Here is a 17,171-nt window from a genome sequence, read left to right on the forward strand (position 1 = left end):
GGGGATCAGGACTCGAAGCTGGTGACGCGGCTGCGGATCTTCCAATGGCCCTCGTCCAGTGCGTACTCGTCCTGGTACCGCCCGCGGACCTGCGGGACCCATCCGCTGTCGGTGCGCTGGAGGAAGAGGACGTCGGCCCGGGCGGTGGCCCGGGTGTCGCTGAGGACGGTGACGTGGATGTTGGCGCCCAGGTGCAGCTGCGGCTGGGTCGGCGTCCACTGGCCGTAGGCGGCGAGCAGGGCGTCGTGGCCCTCGACGGGTTCGGCGCCGGGCAGTTTCAGGACGGCGTCCTTGGTGTAGAGCGCCACGATGTCACCGGCGCGGCCCTCGTCCTGGGCCTGGATGTGGGCGGCGATCAGGTTGCGTACAGAGGCCTCGGGGGAATCGGCCATGTCTTCTCTCCTGGGTCGGCCCTGACTCACGGAACAAACTATGTTTCGACCGGTCAGTCTAGAAGTCGAAAGAAGTACGACGGAAGAGGTCTGCCTCCCTTGAACTTTTCGATCGGTCGGTACAAGAATTCACTCACGCCCGGCGCCGTCGACGACGACGGTGACCATGAAGGAGGAGCGACCGTGACGAAGCGGTGGAAGAAACGCCCGCCCGACTCGACCTGGGGCGACTGGGGCGAGGACGACGAGCTGGGCCGGATCAACCTCATCACTCCGGAGAAAGTGCTCCAGGGCGTCCAGGAAGTGAAGGCCGGCAAGGCTTTCGGTCTCAGCATTCCCCTGGACTACCCGGGCGGGTCCGCGCTGAACCAGCGCCGGTACCCCCCGATCACCCACCCCACCGAGGACCTGCAGCACAAGCCCGACACGTTCTACAACGTCGTGGCCAAGGAGTCGATCGACCCCTCGTTCGTCGACGTCTGGTCGGACGACCAGGTCACCCTCTGGCTCCAGTACTCCACCCAGTGGGACGCCCTGGCCCACCAGGGGGCGCTCTTCGACGCCGACGACGACGGCGAGGCGGAACCGGTCTACTACAACGGCTTCCGGGCCCACGAGGACATCGTCGGCCCCAAGGAGGACGCCAAGGGTGACGGCAGCGGCAGCACCAGTTTCGCCCGTCACCTCGGGCTGGAGCACATGGCGGCGCACGGAGTGCAGGGCCGGGGTGTGCTGATCGACCTGGAGCACCACGTCGGCAGCGACTGGACCCCGGTGAACTACGCCACCCTGCGCGAGATCATGGCGGCCGACAAGGTCGTGGTCGAGCCCGGGGACATGGTCGTCCTGCACACCGGGTTCACCCGTCAGGTGATGGCCTGGGAGAAGAACCCGGACCCACAGAAGATCATGGCGATGCACCCCTATCTCGACGCCTCGGACCCCGAGATCCTGCAGTGGATCATCGATTCCCAGCTGTCGGCGCTGATTGCGGACAACTACGCCGTCGAGGGGTTCCAGGCGCCCACGCCCGAGCCGCACACGCTGCTGCCGATCCATCACCTCTGCCTGTTCAAACTCGGTGTGCCGCTGGGTGAACTGTGGTGGACCCAGGACCTGGCCGACTGGCTGCGGGCCCATCAACGCAACCGTTTCCTGCTCACGGCGCCGCCGCTGCGCCTGCCCGGCACCCAGGGCAGCCCGCTGACCCCGGTCGCCACCGTCTGACTCGCCCGCCCGTGGCCAGGTGTGGTCCCCCGGGGAGGCCGTGCCTGATCACGGGAGTCACGGGAGTCACGGGAGTCACGGGAGTCACGGGAGTCACGGGAGTCACGGGAGGTGCTCCAGCCGTCCCTGCTGACCCGATCGTGTACGGTGACCACCGAAGTTTGCTGGTATCGCTCGACCACGCAGGACGCACCCTCCTGACGTCCGGGTGGCGGTGGACCCGGACATCAGGAGAGGTGACATGCCCGCAGCAGGCGCCGAACGGGGTAAGACCGAGCGCTACTACCGCCAGCGCGAGAGAGTCATCGACGTCGCCGTCGAGCTGTTCTCCAAGAACGGTTACGCCAGTACCGGGGTGGCCGACATCGGCGAGGCCGCGGGCCTGGCCCGCGGTGCCCTCTACTACTACATCGGCTCGAAGGAAGCGCTGCTGGCGGAGATCCACGACCGGGTCATGGATCCGCTGCTCAGCGAGGCCGCGGCGATCGCCGAGCTGGACGTGAGCTTCGAGGTGCGGCTGCGGCTGCTGTCGGAGTCGCTCCTGTGGCAGATCATCAACCGGCACGATCACGTCTGGGTGTTCCTGCACGAGTATCACCAGATGCAGGGGGAGTACCGGGAACTGTTCCGGGACAAGCGCTCGAGGTTCGAGCAGCACATCCACGTCACGATCGCCCAGGGGCGCAAGCAGGGGCTCGTCCACGTCAAGGACATGGAACTGACCACCCTCGCCTTTTTGAACCTGCACAACTACACCTACCAGTGGCTCAGCGGCCGCCGACCGCTGAAGGTGGAGGAACTCTCGCAGTTCTACTGCCACATCTTCCTGACCGGCATCACGAACGCCTGGCAGCAGCCGGCCGGGGCCACCAAGGAACTGCGGCTCGGGCGGACCCGGCTGCAGGCGGTCCGCAAGGCCGCCGGCAGCTGAGGACCGCACCGGCTGCGGGAGGACGGGTGCAGGGCCTGTCCTCCCGCCCTCTCACCCGCCGAACTGGTGTTTCAGGAAGGATCCGGACCAGGCCATCAGGCCGTCCGGGACGTAGTAGCCCTTCTCGTCGTTGATCGTCTCCCAGGCGCCGGCGACGTCCTCGACCGTCGCATCCCCGTCCGTGTGCACATATCCCTCGGTGGCGGCGATGAACAGGCGGGCGAAACGCCCTCCACCCGCGATGTACACCTCGCCGCTCACCGGGCAGTCCTCGTGGGCGAGGTAGGCCACCATCGGCGCGACGGCCCGGGCGGGCAGGTGCGGCTCGCCCGGTCGGGCCGGGGCGTCGTCACCGCCGAGCGGGTCGCCGCCGCCCATCCGGGTCATGGCCGCGGGTGCGATCAGGTTGACCTTGATGTTGTGTGGTTCACCGGCGATCCGGGCGCTGCGGGCCAGGCCGATGGTGCCGGCCTTGGCCGCTGCGTAGGCCTGGTTGTTGTCCAGGCCCAGGAGCCCGGTGGAGGTGGTGTGCACGATCCGCCCGTATCGCTGGCGCCGGAGGTGCGGCCAGGCGGCGCGAGTCGTGTTGTAGGTGCCGTAGAGGTGTACGGCGATATGCCGTTCCAGGTTTTCCAGAGGCATGTCGGGAAGCGATCCGTACCGCACGATGCCGGCGTTGTTCACCAGGATGTCGACGCGCCCGAAGGTGTCCAGAGCGGTCCCGACGATGGCTTCGCCCCCTTCCGGGGTGGACACGTCATGGGTGTCGGCGACTGCCTCGCCACCGGCTGCGACGATCTCGTCGGCCACGACCTGGGCGGGCCCGGTGTCCTGGCCGTCGCCCTCGATGCTGCCGCCGAGGTCGTTCACGACGACCCGGGCGCCCCGGGCGGCCAGCAGGTGCGCGTAGGCCCGGCCCAGTCCCCGGCCCGCACCGGTGACGACCGCGACCCGGTCGTCGAAGCGGAACTCGCTCATCCTTTACTCCTGTCGTACATCATTGTGACTCAGGGTTGGGCACACGTTAGACCGATCGGTCAATACAATCAATACGTCCGACGGTGGTTCAGTCATGGCCGAAAGCGGCCTGGCCAGGTCCGTTACGGAGGAAACTGGACAGTCCCTCCTGACCGTCCCGGCTGCTGAAACACCACTCGATCGCCTCGGCCTCCAGAGCCAGGCCGTCCTCGATCGGAAGGTCCAGCCCGGCCTGCACAGCCCGTTTGGCGTGGCGAAGGGAGAGGGGGCCCCGGGCGAACGTCAGCGCCAGGTCGAGGGCGGTCTCGAACGGGTCGGGGGCTATCCGGTCGACCAGGCCCATCTGCAAGGCCTCCTGCGCCTCCACGTGGCGTCCGGACAGGATCAGATCCTTGGCCCGGGTCAGGCCGACCACCTGGGGCAGGCGCTGGGTGCCCCCGGACCCGGGCATGATGCCCAGGGTCACCTCCGGAAGCCCGAGAACCGCATCCGGCCCGCCGATCCGGAAGTCGGCGGCCAGGGCCAGTTCGAAGCCGCCGCCGAGGGCGTACCCGCTGATGGCCGCGACGCAGATCTGCGGCGCCGTGGCAATCAGGTGGAAGGCTCTCTGCAGGATCCGGTTGCGTCGGCCGAACTGATCGGGGGTGAGTCCGATCATCTGCTGGATGTCCGCACCGGCCGCGAAATGATGCTTCCCGCCGGTGATCACGACGGCCCGGTACCGATCGTCGGCGTGCAGGGCGAGACCGGCCTCGAGCAGTGCGTCCCACATTCCCTGGTCCAGGGCGTTGACCGGTGGGCGGCTCAGGCTGAGCACCGCAAGTCGTTCGCTCGCGGGATGGGGTTCGAGGAGAACAGTTCCTGGTTCGGGCGTTTTCGTCACAGCAGGACCTCCGTTTCTGCCACGGCAGCTGGCAGGATGTTAATGTACCGACCGGTCGAAAAGCTGACCATCGCCCGCGGCTCGCTGCCTGTACTGATGGAGAGTGATGCGCATGAACGGCCGCTACGGCGATCTTGCCGGCCGCCGGGTCGTGATCACCGGCGCCGGACGCGGTCTGGGGCGCATCCTGGCCTCGGCGTTCGACGAGAACGGGGCCCGGCTGGGGCTGGTGGCCCGTTCCGCCGGGGCCCTGCAGGACGTGGCCGACGGCCTGTCCGGGGAGGCCCTGGTGCTCCCGGGCGATGTGCGTGACGCCGAGTTCAACGAGGCCGTGGCCAAGGCGATGGTGGACCGGTTCGGTGGCGTCGACGTGTGGATCTGCAACGCCGCTGTCTCGCCGGAGGTCTCGCCTGTCGTGGAGATGGAACCGGAGTCCTGGCGCCAGATCGTCGACGTGAATCTGACCGGGGCCTTCCTCGGTGCCCGGGCCGGGGCGGCGGTGATGGGGACCGGCGGCCGGATCATCGTCACCGGATCGGTGCTCGGGTCCCGGCCCCGCGCGGGCCTGTCGGCCTACGCCGCATCCAAGAGTGGGATCGAGGCCCTGGTCAAGGCTTTGGCACAGGAGGTGGGACCTCGCGCAATCACGGCCAATGCGGTGGCCCTGGGCTGGTTCGACACAGGTCTGGGGGCGCACTGGCATCGTGACGCCGAGCTCGAGGGCGACATCGTCCGGCACACCGCCCTGGGCCGGTGGGGGCACTCGGGCGACCTGGCCGGGGCCTTCCTGTTCCTGGCCTCCGAGGCGTCGGCCTACGTCACCGGAACCACGCTCACCGTCGACGGCGGCTACTCGCTGATGTGATCCCGCCGGGGTATTGCGGTTCCATCCATCAGCCGACACAGTTGTACCGATCGGTCGAAATAATTGCGCAAGGGAGCGTGAGGACCGCGATGAGGGCTCTGCGCTGGCACGCCGCCCGCGACGTGCGACTCGAGGAGATCGACCGCCCGGTGCTGCTGCCGGGAACGGCGATCGTCGAGGTGTCCCACGTCGGGCTGTGCGGGACCGACGTCCACGAGTACGCTCACGGCCCGGTCATGATCAGGTCCGGGCCGCATCCATTGGGCGGTCAGGCCCCGCCGGTCACACTGGGGCACGAGTTCAGCGGGCGGATCGCCGAGATCGACATCGGCGAGAAGAACCTCGCGGTCGGTACGCGCGTCGTCACCGACCCGTGCCTGCGCTGCAACAACTGCCGGTGGTGCCTGCGGGGCGACTACCACGTGTGCGCCAAGGGCGGATCTCTCGGTCTGGCCGCGGACGGCGGGCTGGCCCGCTACGTGCGGGTCCCACTGATCCAGCTGCACGTCGTGCCGGACGGTGTCCCGGACCAGCACGCGGCCCTGGCCGAACCACTCGCGGTCGGCCTGCACGCCGCGGGGCGGGCCGGAGTCGAGCCCGGCGACAATGTTCTCGTCCTGGGAGCGGGCCCGATCGGCCTCGCCGCGCTCATCGGAGCACGGCTGCGCGGCGCCGGGCAGGTGTTCGTCAGCGAACCCCATCCCGCGCGGGCGAAAGTCGCTCTGGGACTGGGGGCCACCGGCGTCCTCGATCCGACCGGGACCGACGTGCGGCGTGAGTTGTTCGCCGCGACCGGCCGGATCGGGCCGGACACGGTCATCGACGGCACCGGGCGCCCGGAGGCGATCGAGCTGGGACTGCGCAGTCTTCGCCGGGGCGGCACGCTCGCGATCGCGGGCATCTCTCCCGCCGAACTCCGCCTCGATCTGCGACAGCTCGTGCTGTTCGAGCGGACCGTCACCGGATCACTCGGCTACAACTTCGACATCCCCCGGGTGCTGGCCCTGATGGCCGCCGGGCAGATCGACCCCTCGCCACTGATCAGCGACACCCGTCCCCTGTCGGCGGGCGTGCAGACGCTCGAAGAACTCGCTGAGCCCAACCAGCACATCAAGGTGCTGATCACCCCGCAGGAGCTGTGATGGACTTCTCGCTCGACCCCGAGATCGTCTCCCTGAAGAAGATGGTGCGGGACTTCGCCGACCGGGAGATCGCCCCGCACGCCGCCGGCTGGTCCGAGCGGCACGAGTTCCCGGTCGAGGTATTCCACCAGCTCGGCCGGCTCGGGCTGATGGGAATGCTGCTACCCGAGCGCTGGGGCGGCGCCGAGGCCGGGCACGTGGCCTACGTGGCGGTGATGGAGGAACTGGGCCGGGCCGACCAGTCGGTGGCGGCCGCCTGGAACGCCCACTCCACCATCGCTTCTCTGCCGCTGGCGTTGTTCGGGACCGACGAGCAGAAGGAACGGTGGCTGCGGCCTCTGGCCGAGGGCCAGAAGCTGGCGGCCTTCGGTCTCACCGAACCGGACGCCGGCTCCGATGCCGCCGGCATCATCACCCGGGCGCGCAGGGCGGACGGCGGCTGGATCCTGAACGGGGCCAAGCTGTTCATCAGCAACGCCGGCACCGCGATGACGCTCGGCGTGACCGTCCTGGCCCAGACGGGCGTGTCCGAGGCCGGGCGCAAGGAGTTCGGCGCCTTCTTCGTGCCGACGGGCACTGCTGGGTACGGACTGGGGGAGCCGCTGAAGAAACTCGGCTGGGGGGCGCTCGACACCCGCGAACTCTCCTTCACCGACTGCTTCGTCGGCGACGACCACGTGATCGGTGACCCCCGGGCCGGGCTGACCCACTTTCTGTCGGCCCTGGATCCCGGCCGGATCAGCGTGGCCGCCCTGTCTCTCTCCCTGGCCCAGGCGGCGCTGGAGATGGGCCTGGAGTATTCCAAGGAACGGCACCAGTTCGGCCGCCCGATCAGCTCCTTTCAGGCGATCGGGCACAAGCTCGCCGACATGGCCACCGAGGTGGAGGCCGCCCGCTGGCTGGTCTACCGGGCCGCCTGGCTGGCCGACGAGGGCCTGCCGCATCGCAAGGAGGCGGCCATGGCCAAACTCTACGCCTCGGAGGTGGCCAACCGGGTGGCCAGCGCCAGCGTCCAGATCCACGGCGGGTACGGCTGGATGCGGGAGTCCCGGATCGCCCGGTTCTACTCCGACGCCAAGATTCTCGAGATCGGCGAGGGCACCAGCGAGATCCAGCGCAACATCATTTCCCGCCTGATCCTCGACGCCCCGACCCGCTGACCCGCTGCTCACCCGGCCATCCGACGAAGGACCAGCTGTGGAGAATTTCGCGTCCACCCTCGACCACCACGCCGACCGCCGGCCCGACAAGGTGGTGCTCACCCACGGTGCGACCACCCGCACGAACACTGAGCTCCTGGCCCGCGTGAACGCCCTGGCAGCAGCCCTGCGCGGCGCCGGCGTGGGGCGCGGCGACGTCGTGGCCCTGCTGCTCGCCAACGGCGTCGAGTTCCTCGAGACGCTCTATGCCGTCAACCGTCTGGGTGCCGCCTTCCTGCCGCTGAACGTGCGCCTGGCCCCGGCCGAGTGGGAGTACATCCTGGGCAACAGCGAGGCGGTGGCCTTGATCGCCGGTGCCGAGTATGTGCCCCTGGCCCCGGACCTCCCGGCGATCCGCACCCGGATTGTGGTGGGTGAGCCGGCCCCGCCCGGGTGGGAGCCCTACGAGCAGGTGCTCGGTGCCCACCACGGACGCGAGGTTCCGGTCGAGGACGTCCCCGGGTCGGCTCTGCAGCGGCTGATGTACACGTCGGGCACGACGTCACGTCCCAAGGGCGTATGCATCACTCACGCCAACCTGCTCGCCAAGAACCTCGGTCTGATCATCGAGTTCGGGCTCACGCACCAGGACGTGACCGCGGTGGCCGGCCCGCTCTACCACGTCGGTGCCCTGGACATGGGCGGCCTGACCACCCTGCACGTGGGCGGGAGCCTGTTGCTGCAGAAGAGGTTCGACGCCCCGGGGCTGATCTGCCTGATCCAGCGGCACCGGGCCACGACCGTGTGGCTGGCCCCGGCCATGGTCAACGCGCTGCTCCAGGATGCGTCGCTCGCCGGGGCCGACCTGAGTTCGCTGCGGGTGATCATGTCCGGCGGGGAGAAGATGCCCGAGGCCCGTCTCAAACAGATCCTCGACATCCTGCCCGGGGTCTGGTTCGCCGACGCCTACGGGCTCACCGAGACCGTCTCCAGCGACACCTTCCTGCCCCGCGAGTACATGCACGCCAAGCTCGGATCGGTCGGCAAACCCCTGGCCCAGCACCGGGTACGGGTTGCCGACGACCGCGGCGACGAACTGCCGCCGGGTTCGGTGGGGGAGATCCTGGTGCGTGGCCCGAAGGTCTTCTCCAGGTACTGGCGGGACCCGGCGGCCACGGAGAACGCTTTCGTCGGCGGCTGGTTCCGCACCGGGGACATCGGCCGGCTCGACGAGGACGGGTTCCTCTACATCGAGGACCGCAAGAAGGACATGATCGTCTCGGGTGGGGAGAACATCGCCACACCGGAGGTCGAGCGGGTGCTGTACGAGCACCCGGACATCGTCGAGGTCGCCGTCGTCGGGCACCCGGACGAGCGCTGGGGAGAGGTACCGCACGCCTTCGTCGCCCTGCGCCCCGGAGCTGTGCTGACCCCCGCCGACGTCACGGCGTTCTGCACCGGCCGGCTGGCCCGGTTCAAGATCCCGGCCTACGTCACGATCGTCGAGGCGCTCCCACGCACCGCCTCGGGCAAGGTCGTGAAGAGGGAGTTGCGCTCGATGCCACAGACCGGAACCGACCCGGGGAACGGGGAGACGCGCGCATGAGCACTCTGGAACACCCGGCCGGGCCGGCGGCCGCCGCCGTGAGTGCCGAGGACCTGCTCGAGATGTACCGCCGCATGGTCACGATCCGCCTCTTCGAGCAATCGGCGTCGAGACTGTACGCACAGAGCGAGGTCCCGGGCTTCCTGCACCTGTCGATCGGGCAGGAGGCCACCGCCGTCGGGGCGTGCTGGAACCTGCGCCGCAGCGACGGCATCACCTCCACCCACCGCGGCCACGGACACTGCCTGGCCAAGGGCCTGGACCTCACCTCGATGTTCGCCGAGCTGATGGGCCGCGAGGGCGGTACCTGCCAGGGGCGCGGCGGCTCCATGCACATCGCCGACCCGGGTCTGGGCATCTTCGGTGCCAACGGCATCGTCGGGGCCGGCCTGCCCATCGTCACCGGTGCCGCCACCGCGGCGAAACTGCGCGGCGACGGGGGAGTGGCCGTCGGCTTCTTCGGTGACGGAGCCGTGGCCCAGGGCATGTTCCACGAGTCGGTCAACCTGGCGGCGGTCTGGGACCTGCCGGTGGTGTTCTTCTGCGAGAACAACCACTACTCGGAGTTCTCCCGGGAGCAGGACCAGCACCGGGCGGGCCTCGCCGCCCGGGCCGCGGGCTACGGGATCCGTTACGAAGCCGTCGACGGCAACGACGTCGTGGCCGTCGCCGAGCTGATGGGCGGCCTGGTGGAGGGCCTGCGCCGCGGTGAGGGCCCGGTGCTGGTCGAGGCGGACACCTACCGCTGGCACGGGCACTACGAGGGTGACCCGCTCCGTTACCGCACCAGCGACGAACTCGACGAGGCGAAGCTCCGGGACCCGCTCCTGATCGCCCGGGCCCGGCTCGCGGAACTGGGCACCCCGCCCGGGACGCTGGACGACGTGGACGCATCGGTCGCCGCCGACGTCGAGGCCGCGATCGAGGCGGCCCGCAGGTCGCCCCTGCCCGACCCGGCGACGATCTTCGATCACGTCTGGGTCGAGGAGGAGGACCCGGTGGAACCGGAACCCGAGCAGGGGGAACGGTTCCGGATGATGGACGCCGTACGTGAGGCGCTCACCCTGGAGATGGAACGCGACGAGCGGGTCTACGCCGCCGGGATCGACGTCGGCGAGGGCGGGAACGTCTTCGCCCTGTTCCGGGGCATGACCGAGCAGTTCCCCGGCCGGATGCTCGACACCCCCATCTCGGAGTCGGCGATCGTCGGCAGCGCCGTCGGGGCCGCGATGGCGGGAATGCGGCCCGTCGTCGAGATCATGTACATGGACTTCATCGGGGTCTGCCTGGACGCCCTGATGAACCAGGCGGCCAAGCTGCGGTTCATGACCGGGGGCCGGGCCGCACTGCCCCTGGTCGTCCGCACCCAGTTCGGCGCCGGCCGCTCCTCCGGCAGCCAGCACTCCCAGAGCCTGGAGGCGATGCTGGCCCACATCCCCGGGCTGACCGTGGTGATGCCCTCCGGCCCGGTGGAGGCGTACGGGCTGCTGCGGGCCGCGATCCAGAGCCCCAACCCGGTCGTCTTCGTCGAGAACCGGCTCCAGTACGGTCTGAAGGACGCCCGTCCGCAGGCCGACTACATCATCCCGCTCGGCCGGGCCCGGATCGTGCGCCCGGGCCGGGACATCACCGTGGTCACTTACTCCCGGATGCTCCAGGAGGTCGTCGCCGCGGCGGAAGAGGTCGCCGGTGACGGCATCGACGTCGAGGTCGTCGACCTGCGAACCATCTCGCCCCTGGACCGGGACACGATCCTGACCTCGCTGAAGAAGACCCGCAGGCTGATGGTCGCCCACGAGGGGGTGCAGGACTTCGGGGTCGGTGCGGAGATCGCGGCGCTGGCCGCCAACGAGGGTTTCTGGCACCTGGACGCCCCGGTGGTACGGATCGCCCCACCCGCCATGCCGGTGCCCTACTCGCCGTCGCTGGAGAAGGCCTGGCTGCCGGACCGGGTGGTCGTCGCGGATGCGCTGCGGCGCCTGGCGGAGGTCGGTCCCCGATGAGGATCCAGCGGGCCCCCCTGGCCTCCGAGCAACCCCAGAGCCCGCCTGCCGGGTACATCCACCCCCACCCCCATGAGCAGGCGCAGGAGCAGGCGCTGTCCGGGCCGCGCACCGCACCGGCTCCAGGGTCTCGCGCGGCCGCGGTCACCCCCTTCCGGTGCGAGATCGATGTGGACGTGACCCGGTCGGCGGCCGGTTCACGCCGTGCGGCGCTGGTGGCCGACCTGGTCGTCGCCCTGCTGGCTGCCGGTCGCCGGGAGGGCCTGATCGGCGACCGGAACGGAGTGCGGCTGGCCCGCTGGTCGCACGACGGGCTCGTCGGGGAGCACCTGGACGAGGTCTGGCTCAGGAACGGCTCGGCCGTGGCGGCGGCCCTCGACGCTCTCGGTCCCGGTCTTGAACCCGCGCTCGCCGGAACCCTGACCGTCGTGGATCTGGGCGAGCGGGCTGTGCGCCCGGCCGGAGACTGGGGCGCGGGTGGCTGGGGGGTGGTGACGATCGGGCCGGCCGAGGCCGTGATCCGGCCCGGGGACAGCGACGACGGAATGGTCATCACCCGGCGCACTCTCGTGCGGCTGGCGTTCGAGGTGGCGGACGCCGCCGGTCAGGCCGGCGCCGTGGTGAGGGCACTGGAGTCGGCGGCGTCCGCGTTGTCCCGTCTCCGTTGACGGGACCTGGATCAGGAGTCGGCCCCGGCGGATGACCTCCGCCGGACCGCGCTGCTGCTGCAGCACCCGGATCAGCTCGACCTGCTGCGGCGCCGTTCGGACGACGAGAAGTTCGTCGCCGGGGCGGTCGAGGAGTTGCTGCGGTACCTGTCGATCCCGCATCTGCTGGCCCGACGGGTGGCGATCGAGGACGTCGAGATCGAGGGGCAGCGAATCAGGGCCGGTGAGGGCGTCATCACCGCGCTGCCGGCGGCCAACGGGGATCCGGCCGTCTTCCCCGATCCGGGCCGGCTGGACCTGACGCGCAGGGCGTCGGGGCATCTGGCCTTCGGATGGGGACCTCACCAGTGTGTGGGTCAGCAACTGGCCCGGATCGAGCCGCAGGTCGTCTTCAGCACGTTGTTCCGGCGCCTCCCTGACCTGGCCCTGGCCTGCGATCCGCAGGATCTGCAGTTCACGGAGGACTCGCAGGCTTACGGCATTCACGAACTGCCGATCACCTGGTGATGTCGGGGGGCAGTGGGCCCGGGCCCACTGCCCCCCCAGTGGATCCAGCAGGATTACCAGGTCACGGGAAGCTCGTAGATTCCGTAGGCCTGGGAGTCTTCCTTGAACCTGAGCTCGCTCGGGTCGACGGCCAGGGCGAGGGTCGGGATCCGGCGGAAGATGGTGCTGTACACCACCTGTAGCTCGATGCGGGCCAGCTGCTGACCCACGCACTGGTGCGGTCCCCAGCCGAAGGCGTGGTGATGAGCGGCCTTGCGGGTCAGTTCGAGGCGCTCGGGCTCGGGGAAGGCCGCCGGGTCCCAGTTGGCCGCCGGCAGCGGCAGGATCACCCCGTCGCCGGCCTTGATCTGCTGCCCCTCGATTTCGATGTCCTCGACCGCCACCCGGCGGGCCAGGAGATGGGGAATGGTGAGGTAGCGCAGCAGTTCCTCCACCGCCCCCATGACGAACTTGTCGTCGTCGGCGTGACGGCGCATCAGCTCGAGCTGATCCGGGTTCTGCAGGAGGAGCGCAACGCCCAGGGTGATCATGTTGGCGCTGGTGTCGTGACCGGCCACCAGCAGGATGTGCCCGAGGGTCTTGGCCTCGTCCAGCGTGAGCGACCCGGAGGCGACCTTCTCGCCCAGGTCGCTGAGAACGTCCTCACCCGGGTTCTTGATCTTGGCTTCGATCAGGCCTCCGATGTACTCCTGAAGGGCCTGCATCGTGGCCGCCGACTCCTCGGCGGTCTTGAACCGGGCGTTGGTGACGCCGGCGTGCTCCTGGAAGAACGGGTGGTCCTCGTAGGGCACACCGAGCAGCTCACAGATCATCAGCGAGGGCAGGGCCAGTGACAGTTTCTCGTTCAGGTCAGCCGGTTTCGGGCCGGCCAGGAGCTCGTCGACGATCTCGTCGGTGATTCTCTGGATCTCCGGGCGCAGCTTCGCCATCCGGCCCCGGGTGAAGGAGTTCGTCAGGGATCGGCGGAACCGGGCGTGCTCGGGCCCGTCGGCACTGTTGATGGAGACCGGGAAGTGCCCGGCGTGCTCCTTCATGGCCTGGGTCGTGTGCGGGTACCCCGGCGTGCCGATGTTCGCGCTCAGGCGGGGATCGGTGAGGACCTGACGCTGGGCGGCATGGCTGGTGACCAGCCAGGGCGTGGATTCGTCCCAGGTCACCGCCTTCTGCACGGGGCAGCCGCCGCCGTGCAGGCGCAGCAGGTCCGGGGGCGGGGCGAACGGTGCCTGCGGGTCGCGTGGCGTGGGGTACGTGGGCAGCGGCACGGGCGTTCCGGCCTGGTCCTCGGTCATGATCGTCTCTCCTGTCGTCGGGCTTCGTCGTCCGGGAGCAGAGCTGTCAGCGATGGTCAGTCGACGATCGTGATGGCCAGGGCGGGGCACACGGCGGCCGCCTGGCGGACGTCGTCCTCCAGCTCTGCCGGCGGGGTCGCGTTCAGCAGGACCACCACGCCGTCCTCGTCGCGCTGGTCGAACACGTCCACCGCGGCAGCGACGCACTGACCGGCCGCGACACACTTCTCCTCGTCGATGACAACCTTCATCGGGACACCTCTTCGGACCGGGAACGGGTGGGGGACTGGTTCAGGGCGTCGACGATCTCTTGTCGCCGAAGACGCGCCTGCTTGGGCATGTTCCAGCCCAGGACGCCGGCGACCCGGCCGTCGATGTGATACCGGACGACGAATCGTCCTGCCGATACGGAGCCCTCGACGACCTCGGCCTCGGCGTCAGCGGCGATCATCCCGTAGACCTGGATCTTCACGTCGAACTGGTCGCTCCAGAAGTACGGCACGGGCAGGTAGGGCTCGTCGTGACCCAGGACGACCCGGGCGACGGCGGTGGCCTGCTCGGTGGCGTTCGTGCGGTTCTCGAGCCGGACCAGCCGGCCCAGCTGTTCGTGCCGGAAACGGGCGACGTCCCCGACCGCGTAGATGCCCTCCGCGGCCCGGCAGCGGGAGTCGCACACCAGTCCGTTCTCCAGGGGCAGGCCACTGTCCTGGAGCCAGTCGGTGTTGGGGACGGCGCCGACGGCCTCCACCACGACGTCGGCCGCAAGCTCCTGGCCGTCGAGCAGCCGCACGGACCGCACCCGCCCGTTCTCGCCCTCCAGTGCGGCCACCCCGATCCCCAGGCGCAGGTTCACCCCGTGGGCCCGGTGCCGTTCGGCCAGCAGGGCGGAGACCATCGGGCCGACCTGGAGCGCCATCGGGGCGGTCAGCGGGCCGGTCATGGTGGTGTGGAGCCCGAGCTGGGTTGCTGTCGCGGTGATCTCGGAGCCCAGGACGCCCTCGCCGACCACGACCACCCGCTGCGCGGCCAGTAGGTCGGTGCGCAGTGCCAGCGCGTGGTCGAGGGTGCGTAATCGGTGTACCCGCTCCAGGCCGTCGCTCCCCGGCAGAGAACGGGCCCGGGCGCCGGTGGCCACGATGATCACCTGCGCGGTGTGGGTGGCGCCGGAGGTGGTCCGCACCGCGCGTCCCGGCACGTCGAGGTCCACGGCGGCGTCGCCGAGCACGAGTTCCGCGTCCAGGCCCGCCAGTACCTCCCGGGAACGCAACGTTGAGCGCTCCGGTGGCCAGACACCGGAGAGGATCTGCTTGGACAGGGGCGGCCGGTCGTAGGGCGGATGTACCTCGTCACCCACCACCGTGATCCGGCCGGTGTACCCCTGGCGCCGCAGGGCCTCGACGCAGGCCAGACCGGCGGCGGATGCACCCACCACCAGGATCCGTTCCGGAATGGCGATCACACTCGCTCCGGACATGAAGGCCTCTCGGCCAAGAGCATTTTCGTCATCGATAGAGCTCCGTTCACACAGCAAAATTAGACCGAGCGGTCGGTACAGTCAACGCCTTGTCTTGTACCGACCGCTTGGTTTAAGTTCCGCGATGTGATGACCCGCACAGCGAGGTGCGAACGCCCTCAGGCGTTCCGGCCGTCACGGACAGGTCTGGGGGAAGGCCATGACGGTCAGCATCCTGAGACGGGCCGGGCACAGCCTGCTCGTCGTCATCCTGGTCTCGGTCACCGCGGTGGGGTTGCTCAGCCTCGCGCCGGGATCGGTCGCCACCGTGATCCTCGGGGAGAACGCGACTCCGGCGGCGGTAGCCGCGATGAACACCGAACTTGGTCTTGATCAACCACTTTGGCGCCAGTACGGGAACTGGCTGGGTCGGGCGCTCGGCGGTGACCTGGGCACCTCGCCCCTGACCGGGCAGGACGTCACCCAGGCGATCCTCGACCGGCTACCGGTCACTCTGGAGCTCTCGCTCCTGGCCCTGACCCTGTCGGTGAGCCTTGCCGTTCTGCTGGCCGTGCTCTCCGCAGCCGCCCCGGGCATCTGGCTGGACCGCGTGATCAACGCGGTCTCCTCGGCGTTCCTGGCCGTGCCGGCGTTCATCGCCGGGCCGGTGCTCATCTACCTTTTCGCGCTCAAGGCCGGCTGGTTCCCGGTGTCCGGCTGGGCGCACATCGAGGACGGGCTGGGGGCCAACCTGCGCAGCGCCCTGCTGCCCGCGCTGGCGGTCTCGCTGACCGAGATCGCGTCTTTCCATCGGCTCCTGCGCACTGATCTGATCGGGACACTCCGCGAGGACTACGTGGCGGCGGCCCGGGCCAAAGGGATGCCCCGTGGCTACGTGATGTTCCGGCACGCCCTGCGGCCGTCGTCGTTCTCACTCGTCACCCTCGCCGGTATCAGTCTCGGCCGTTTGATCGGGGGCACGGTGGTCGTCGAGATCCTCTTCGGGCTGCCAGGACTGGGACAGCTGGTCTCGGCATCCATCACCGCGCGGGACGTCATCACCGTGCAGGGGGTGGTGGTCTTCGTCGCCGTCACCTACGTCGTGGTCAACATGCTCGTCGACATCAGCTACGGATTCCTCGATCCACGGGTACGAAAGGCGGCGCGGGCATGAACCTGAGCACATCACCGCCACGGCCCAGAAGTCCTTTCGCCGCGCCGATCCTCCGGCCCGTGCGCAAGCGTCGCCCGGTTCTGGTTGGGGCCGCCTATGCCTGGCTCGCCCTGGTGATCGCCCTGGCGGTGCTGGCCCCCTGGCTGCCGATCGCCGGCTACTCCGTTCCCGCCGGTGCCTCCCGGCTGAGCCCCGGACCGGGCTCGGTGGACCTGCTCCTGGGTACGGACAGCTTCGGCCGGTCCCTGCTGTCCCGCTGTATCCACGGGGCCCGGGTGTCCCTGCTGGTGGGCACCGGGGCCGGGCTGGCCGGCCTCGCCGCCGGAACCGTACTGGGGCTGCTGGGCGGATACCTGCGGGGACGGGTCGACCGGCTCATCAGCCTGATCACCGATGCCCTGCTGGCCTTCCCGCCCCTGATCCTCCTGATCGCCCTCTCCGCCGTGCTGACCCCGAGCATCGAGGTCATCCTGATCGGGCTCACCCTGGTGACCGTTCCCAACTTCGTCCGTCTCTCGCGCGCCCAGGCCATCTCCTGGTCCTCCCGCGAGTTCGTGCGGGCGGCGAGGAACATGGGAGCGGGCAGTGCCCGGATCATGACCCGGGAGGTGCTGCCCAACCTGCTGCCGGCCCTCGGATCATTCCTGCCGGTCGTGGTGGCCGCGCTGATCGTCGCCGAAGGCTCCCTCAGCTTCCTGGGCCTGGGCGTCCCACCGCCACGGCCCAGCTGGGGCGGGATGATCAACGAGGGCAAGAGTGCGCTGGCCACGTCGCCGCACCTGGTGCTCGTGCCGGCGACCGTCATCTTCCTCACCGTCTTCTCGCTCAATCAGGTCGGTGACCACCTGCGCCTGCGGTTCGACCGCACGCTGTAGGACGCCGGCTGAACCTTCGGAACCGCTCGCGCTGTTCAA

16 protein-coding genes and 1 pseudogene are annotated in these 17,171 nt (G+C 69.5%); 11 read left to right on the forward strand and 6 right to left on the reverse strand.

Annotated elements, in window-relative coordinates; genetic code table 11:
* Positions 1-5: 5 nt before the first annotated feature.
* Complete coding sequence (locus LR393_RS30790) at positions 6-392, reverse strand: nuclear transport factor 2 family protein (protein ID WP_231488671.1); 387 nt, start codon at positions 390-392, stop codon at positions 6-8.
* 183 nt (positions 393-575) lie between these two features.
* On the opposite strand from LR393_RS30790, the gene LR393_RS30795 reads away from it, so the two are divergent.
* Positions 576-1,619, forward strand: coding sequence for a cyclase family protein (locus tag LR393_RS30795; RefSeq protein ID WP_231488672.1), 1,044 nt, complete (start codon positions 576-578; stop codon positions 1,617-1,619).
* Between the two features lie 241 nt (positions 1,620-1,860).
* On the forward strand, positions 1,861-2,550 hold the full coding sequence (locus tag LR393_RS30800) for a TetR/AcrR family transcriptional regulator (protein WP_231488673.1): 690 nt from the start codon (positions 1,861-1,863) through the stop codon (positions 2,548-2,550).
* 51 nt (positions 2,551-2,601) lie between these two features.
* On the opposite strand, the gene LR393_RS30805 is transcribed toward LR393_RS30800, so the two are convergent.
* Positions 2,602-3,528, reverse strand: a complete 927-nt coding sequence (locus LR393_RS30805; protein ID WP_231488675.1) for an SDR family NAD(P)-dependent oxidoreductase — start codon at positions 3,526-3,528, stop codon at positions 2,602-2,604.
* Positions 3,529-3,616: 88 nt separating this feature from the next.
* Positions 3,617-4,411: an enoyl-CoA hydratase/isomerase family protein gene (locus LR393_RS30810; protein WP_231488677.1), complete on the reverse strand. Its 795-nt coding sequence runs from the start codon at positions 4,409-4,411 to the stop codon at positions 3,617-3,619.
* Positions 4,412-4,523: 112 nt separating this feature from the next.
* On the opposite strand from LR393_RS30810, the gene LR393_RS30815 reads away from it, so the two are divergent.
* The 7 genes and pseudogenes from LR393_RS30815 to LR393_RS30845 all read left to right on the forward strand — a co-directional run.
* Positions 4,524-5,276, forward strand: coding sequence for an SDR family NAD(P)-dependent oxidoreductase (locus LR393_RS30815; RefSeq protein WP_231488678.1), 753 nt, complete (start codon positions 4,524-4,526; stop codon positions 5,274-5,276).
* Positions 5,277-5,365: 89 nt separating this feature from the next.
* On the forward strand, positions 5,366-6,418 hold the full coding sequence (locus LR393_RS30820) for a zinc-binding dehydrogenase (RefSeq protein ID WP_231488680.1): 1,053 nt from the start codon (positions 5,366-5,368) through the stop codon (positions 6,416-6,418).
* Positions 6,418-7,578: an acyl-CoA dehydrogenase family protein gene (locus LR393_RS30825; protein ID WP_231488682.1), complete on the forward strand. Its 1,161-nt coding sequence runs from the start codon at positions 6,418-6,420 to the stop codon at positions 7,576-7,578. Before LR393_RS30820 ends, LR393_RS30825 begins: the two co-directional genes overlap by 1 nt.
* Positions 7,579-7,615: 37 nt before the next feature.
* The gene (locus tag LR393_RS30830) at positions 7,616-9,163 is read left to right on the forward strand and encodes an acyl-CoA synthetase (protein ID WP_231488684.1); all 1,548 of its coding nucleotides are present in this window, start codon (positions 7,616-7,618) and stop codon (positions 9,161-9,163) included.
* Positions 9,160-11,166, forward strand: a complete 2,007-nt coding sequence (locus tag LR393_RS30835) for an alpha-ketoacid dehydrogenase subunit alpha/beta (protein ID WP_231488686.1) — start codon at positions 9,160-9,162, stop codon at positions 11,164-11,166. The genes LR393_RS30830 and LR393_RS30835 overlap by 4 nt, the downstream gene beginning before the upstream one ends.
* A complete protein-coding gene (locus LR393_RS30840) occupies positions 11,163-11,834 on the forward strand; it encodes a hypothetical protein (protein WP_231488687.1) in 672 nt (223 codons plus the stop codon). The genes LR393_RS30835 and LR393_RS30840 overlap by 4 nt, the downstream gene beginning before the upstream one ends.
* A gap of 45 nt (positions 11,835-11,879) precedes the next feature.
* A pseudogene (locus tag LR393_RS30845) lies at positions 11,880-12,341 on the forward strand (cytochrome P450); the annotation flags it as partial.
* A gap of 53 nt (positions 12,342-12,394) precedes the next feature.
* Here the strand turns inward: LR393_RS30845 and LR393_RS30850 are convergent.
* Genes LR393_RS30850 through LR393_RS30860 form a run of 3 tightly spaced genes read right to left on the reverse strand, consistent with a single transcriptional unit; the run spans position 12,395 to position 15,104 of the window.
* Complete coding sequence (locus tag LR393_RS30850; RefSeq protein WP_231488690.1) at positions 12,395-13,630, reverse strand: cytochrome P450; 1,236 nt, start codon at positions 13,628-13,630, stop codon at positions 12,395-12,397.
* A 56-nt stretch (positions 13,631-13,686) separates the two neighbouring features.
* Positions 13,687-13,881 carry a ferredoxin gene (locus LR393_RS30855; protein ID WP_231488691.1) on the reverse strand — a complete coding sequence of 65 codons (195 nt, stop codon included), beginning with the start codon at positions 13,879-13,881 and terminating at the stop codon, positions 13,687-13,689.
* Positions 13,878-15,104 (reverse strand): NAD(P)/FAD-dependent oxidoreductase, encoded by a 1,227-nt coding sequence (locus LR393_RS30860; protein WP_231488693.1) that lies wholly within the window; start codon positions 15,102-15,104, stop codon positions 13,878-13,880. Before LR393_RS30860 ends, LR393_RS30855 begins: the two co-directional genes overlap by 4 nt.
* A gap of 199 nt (positions 15,105-15,303) precedes the next feature.
* Between LR393_RS30860 and LR393_RS30865 the strand changes: the two genes are divergently transcribed.
* On the forward strand, positions 15,304-16,257 hold the full coding sequence (locus LR393_RS30865) for an ABC transporter permease (RefSeq protein WP_231488695.1): 954 nt from the start codon (positions 15,304-15,306) through the stop codon (positions 16,255-16,257).
* A gap of 59 nt (positions 16,258-16,316) precedes the next feature.
* Complete coding sequence (locus LR393_RS30870) at positions 16,317-17,132, forward strand: ABC transporter permease (protein ID WP_231488697.1); 816 nt, start codon at positions 16,317-16,319, stop codon at positions 17,130-17,132.
* Positions 17,133-17,171: the final 39 nt, after the last annotated feature.

The sequence above is a fragment of the Kineosporia mesophila genome, from assembly GCF_021129235.1.
Taxonomy (GTDB): Bacteria; Actinomycetota; Actinomycetes; order Actinomycetales; family Kineosporiaceae; genus Kineosporia; species Kineosporia mesophila.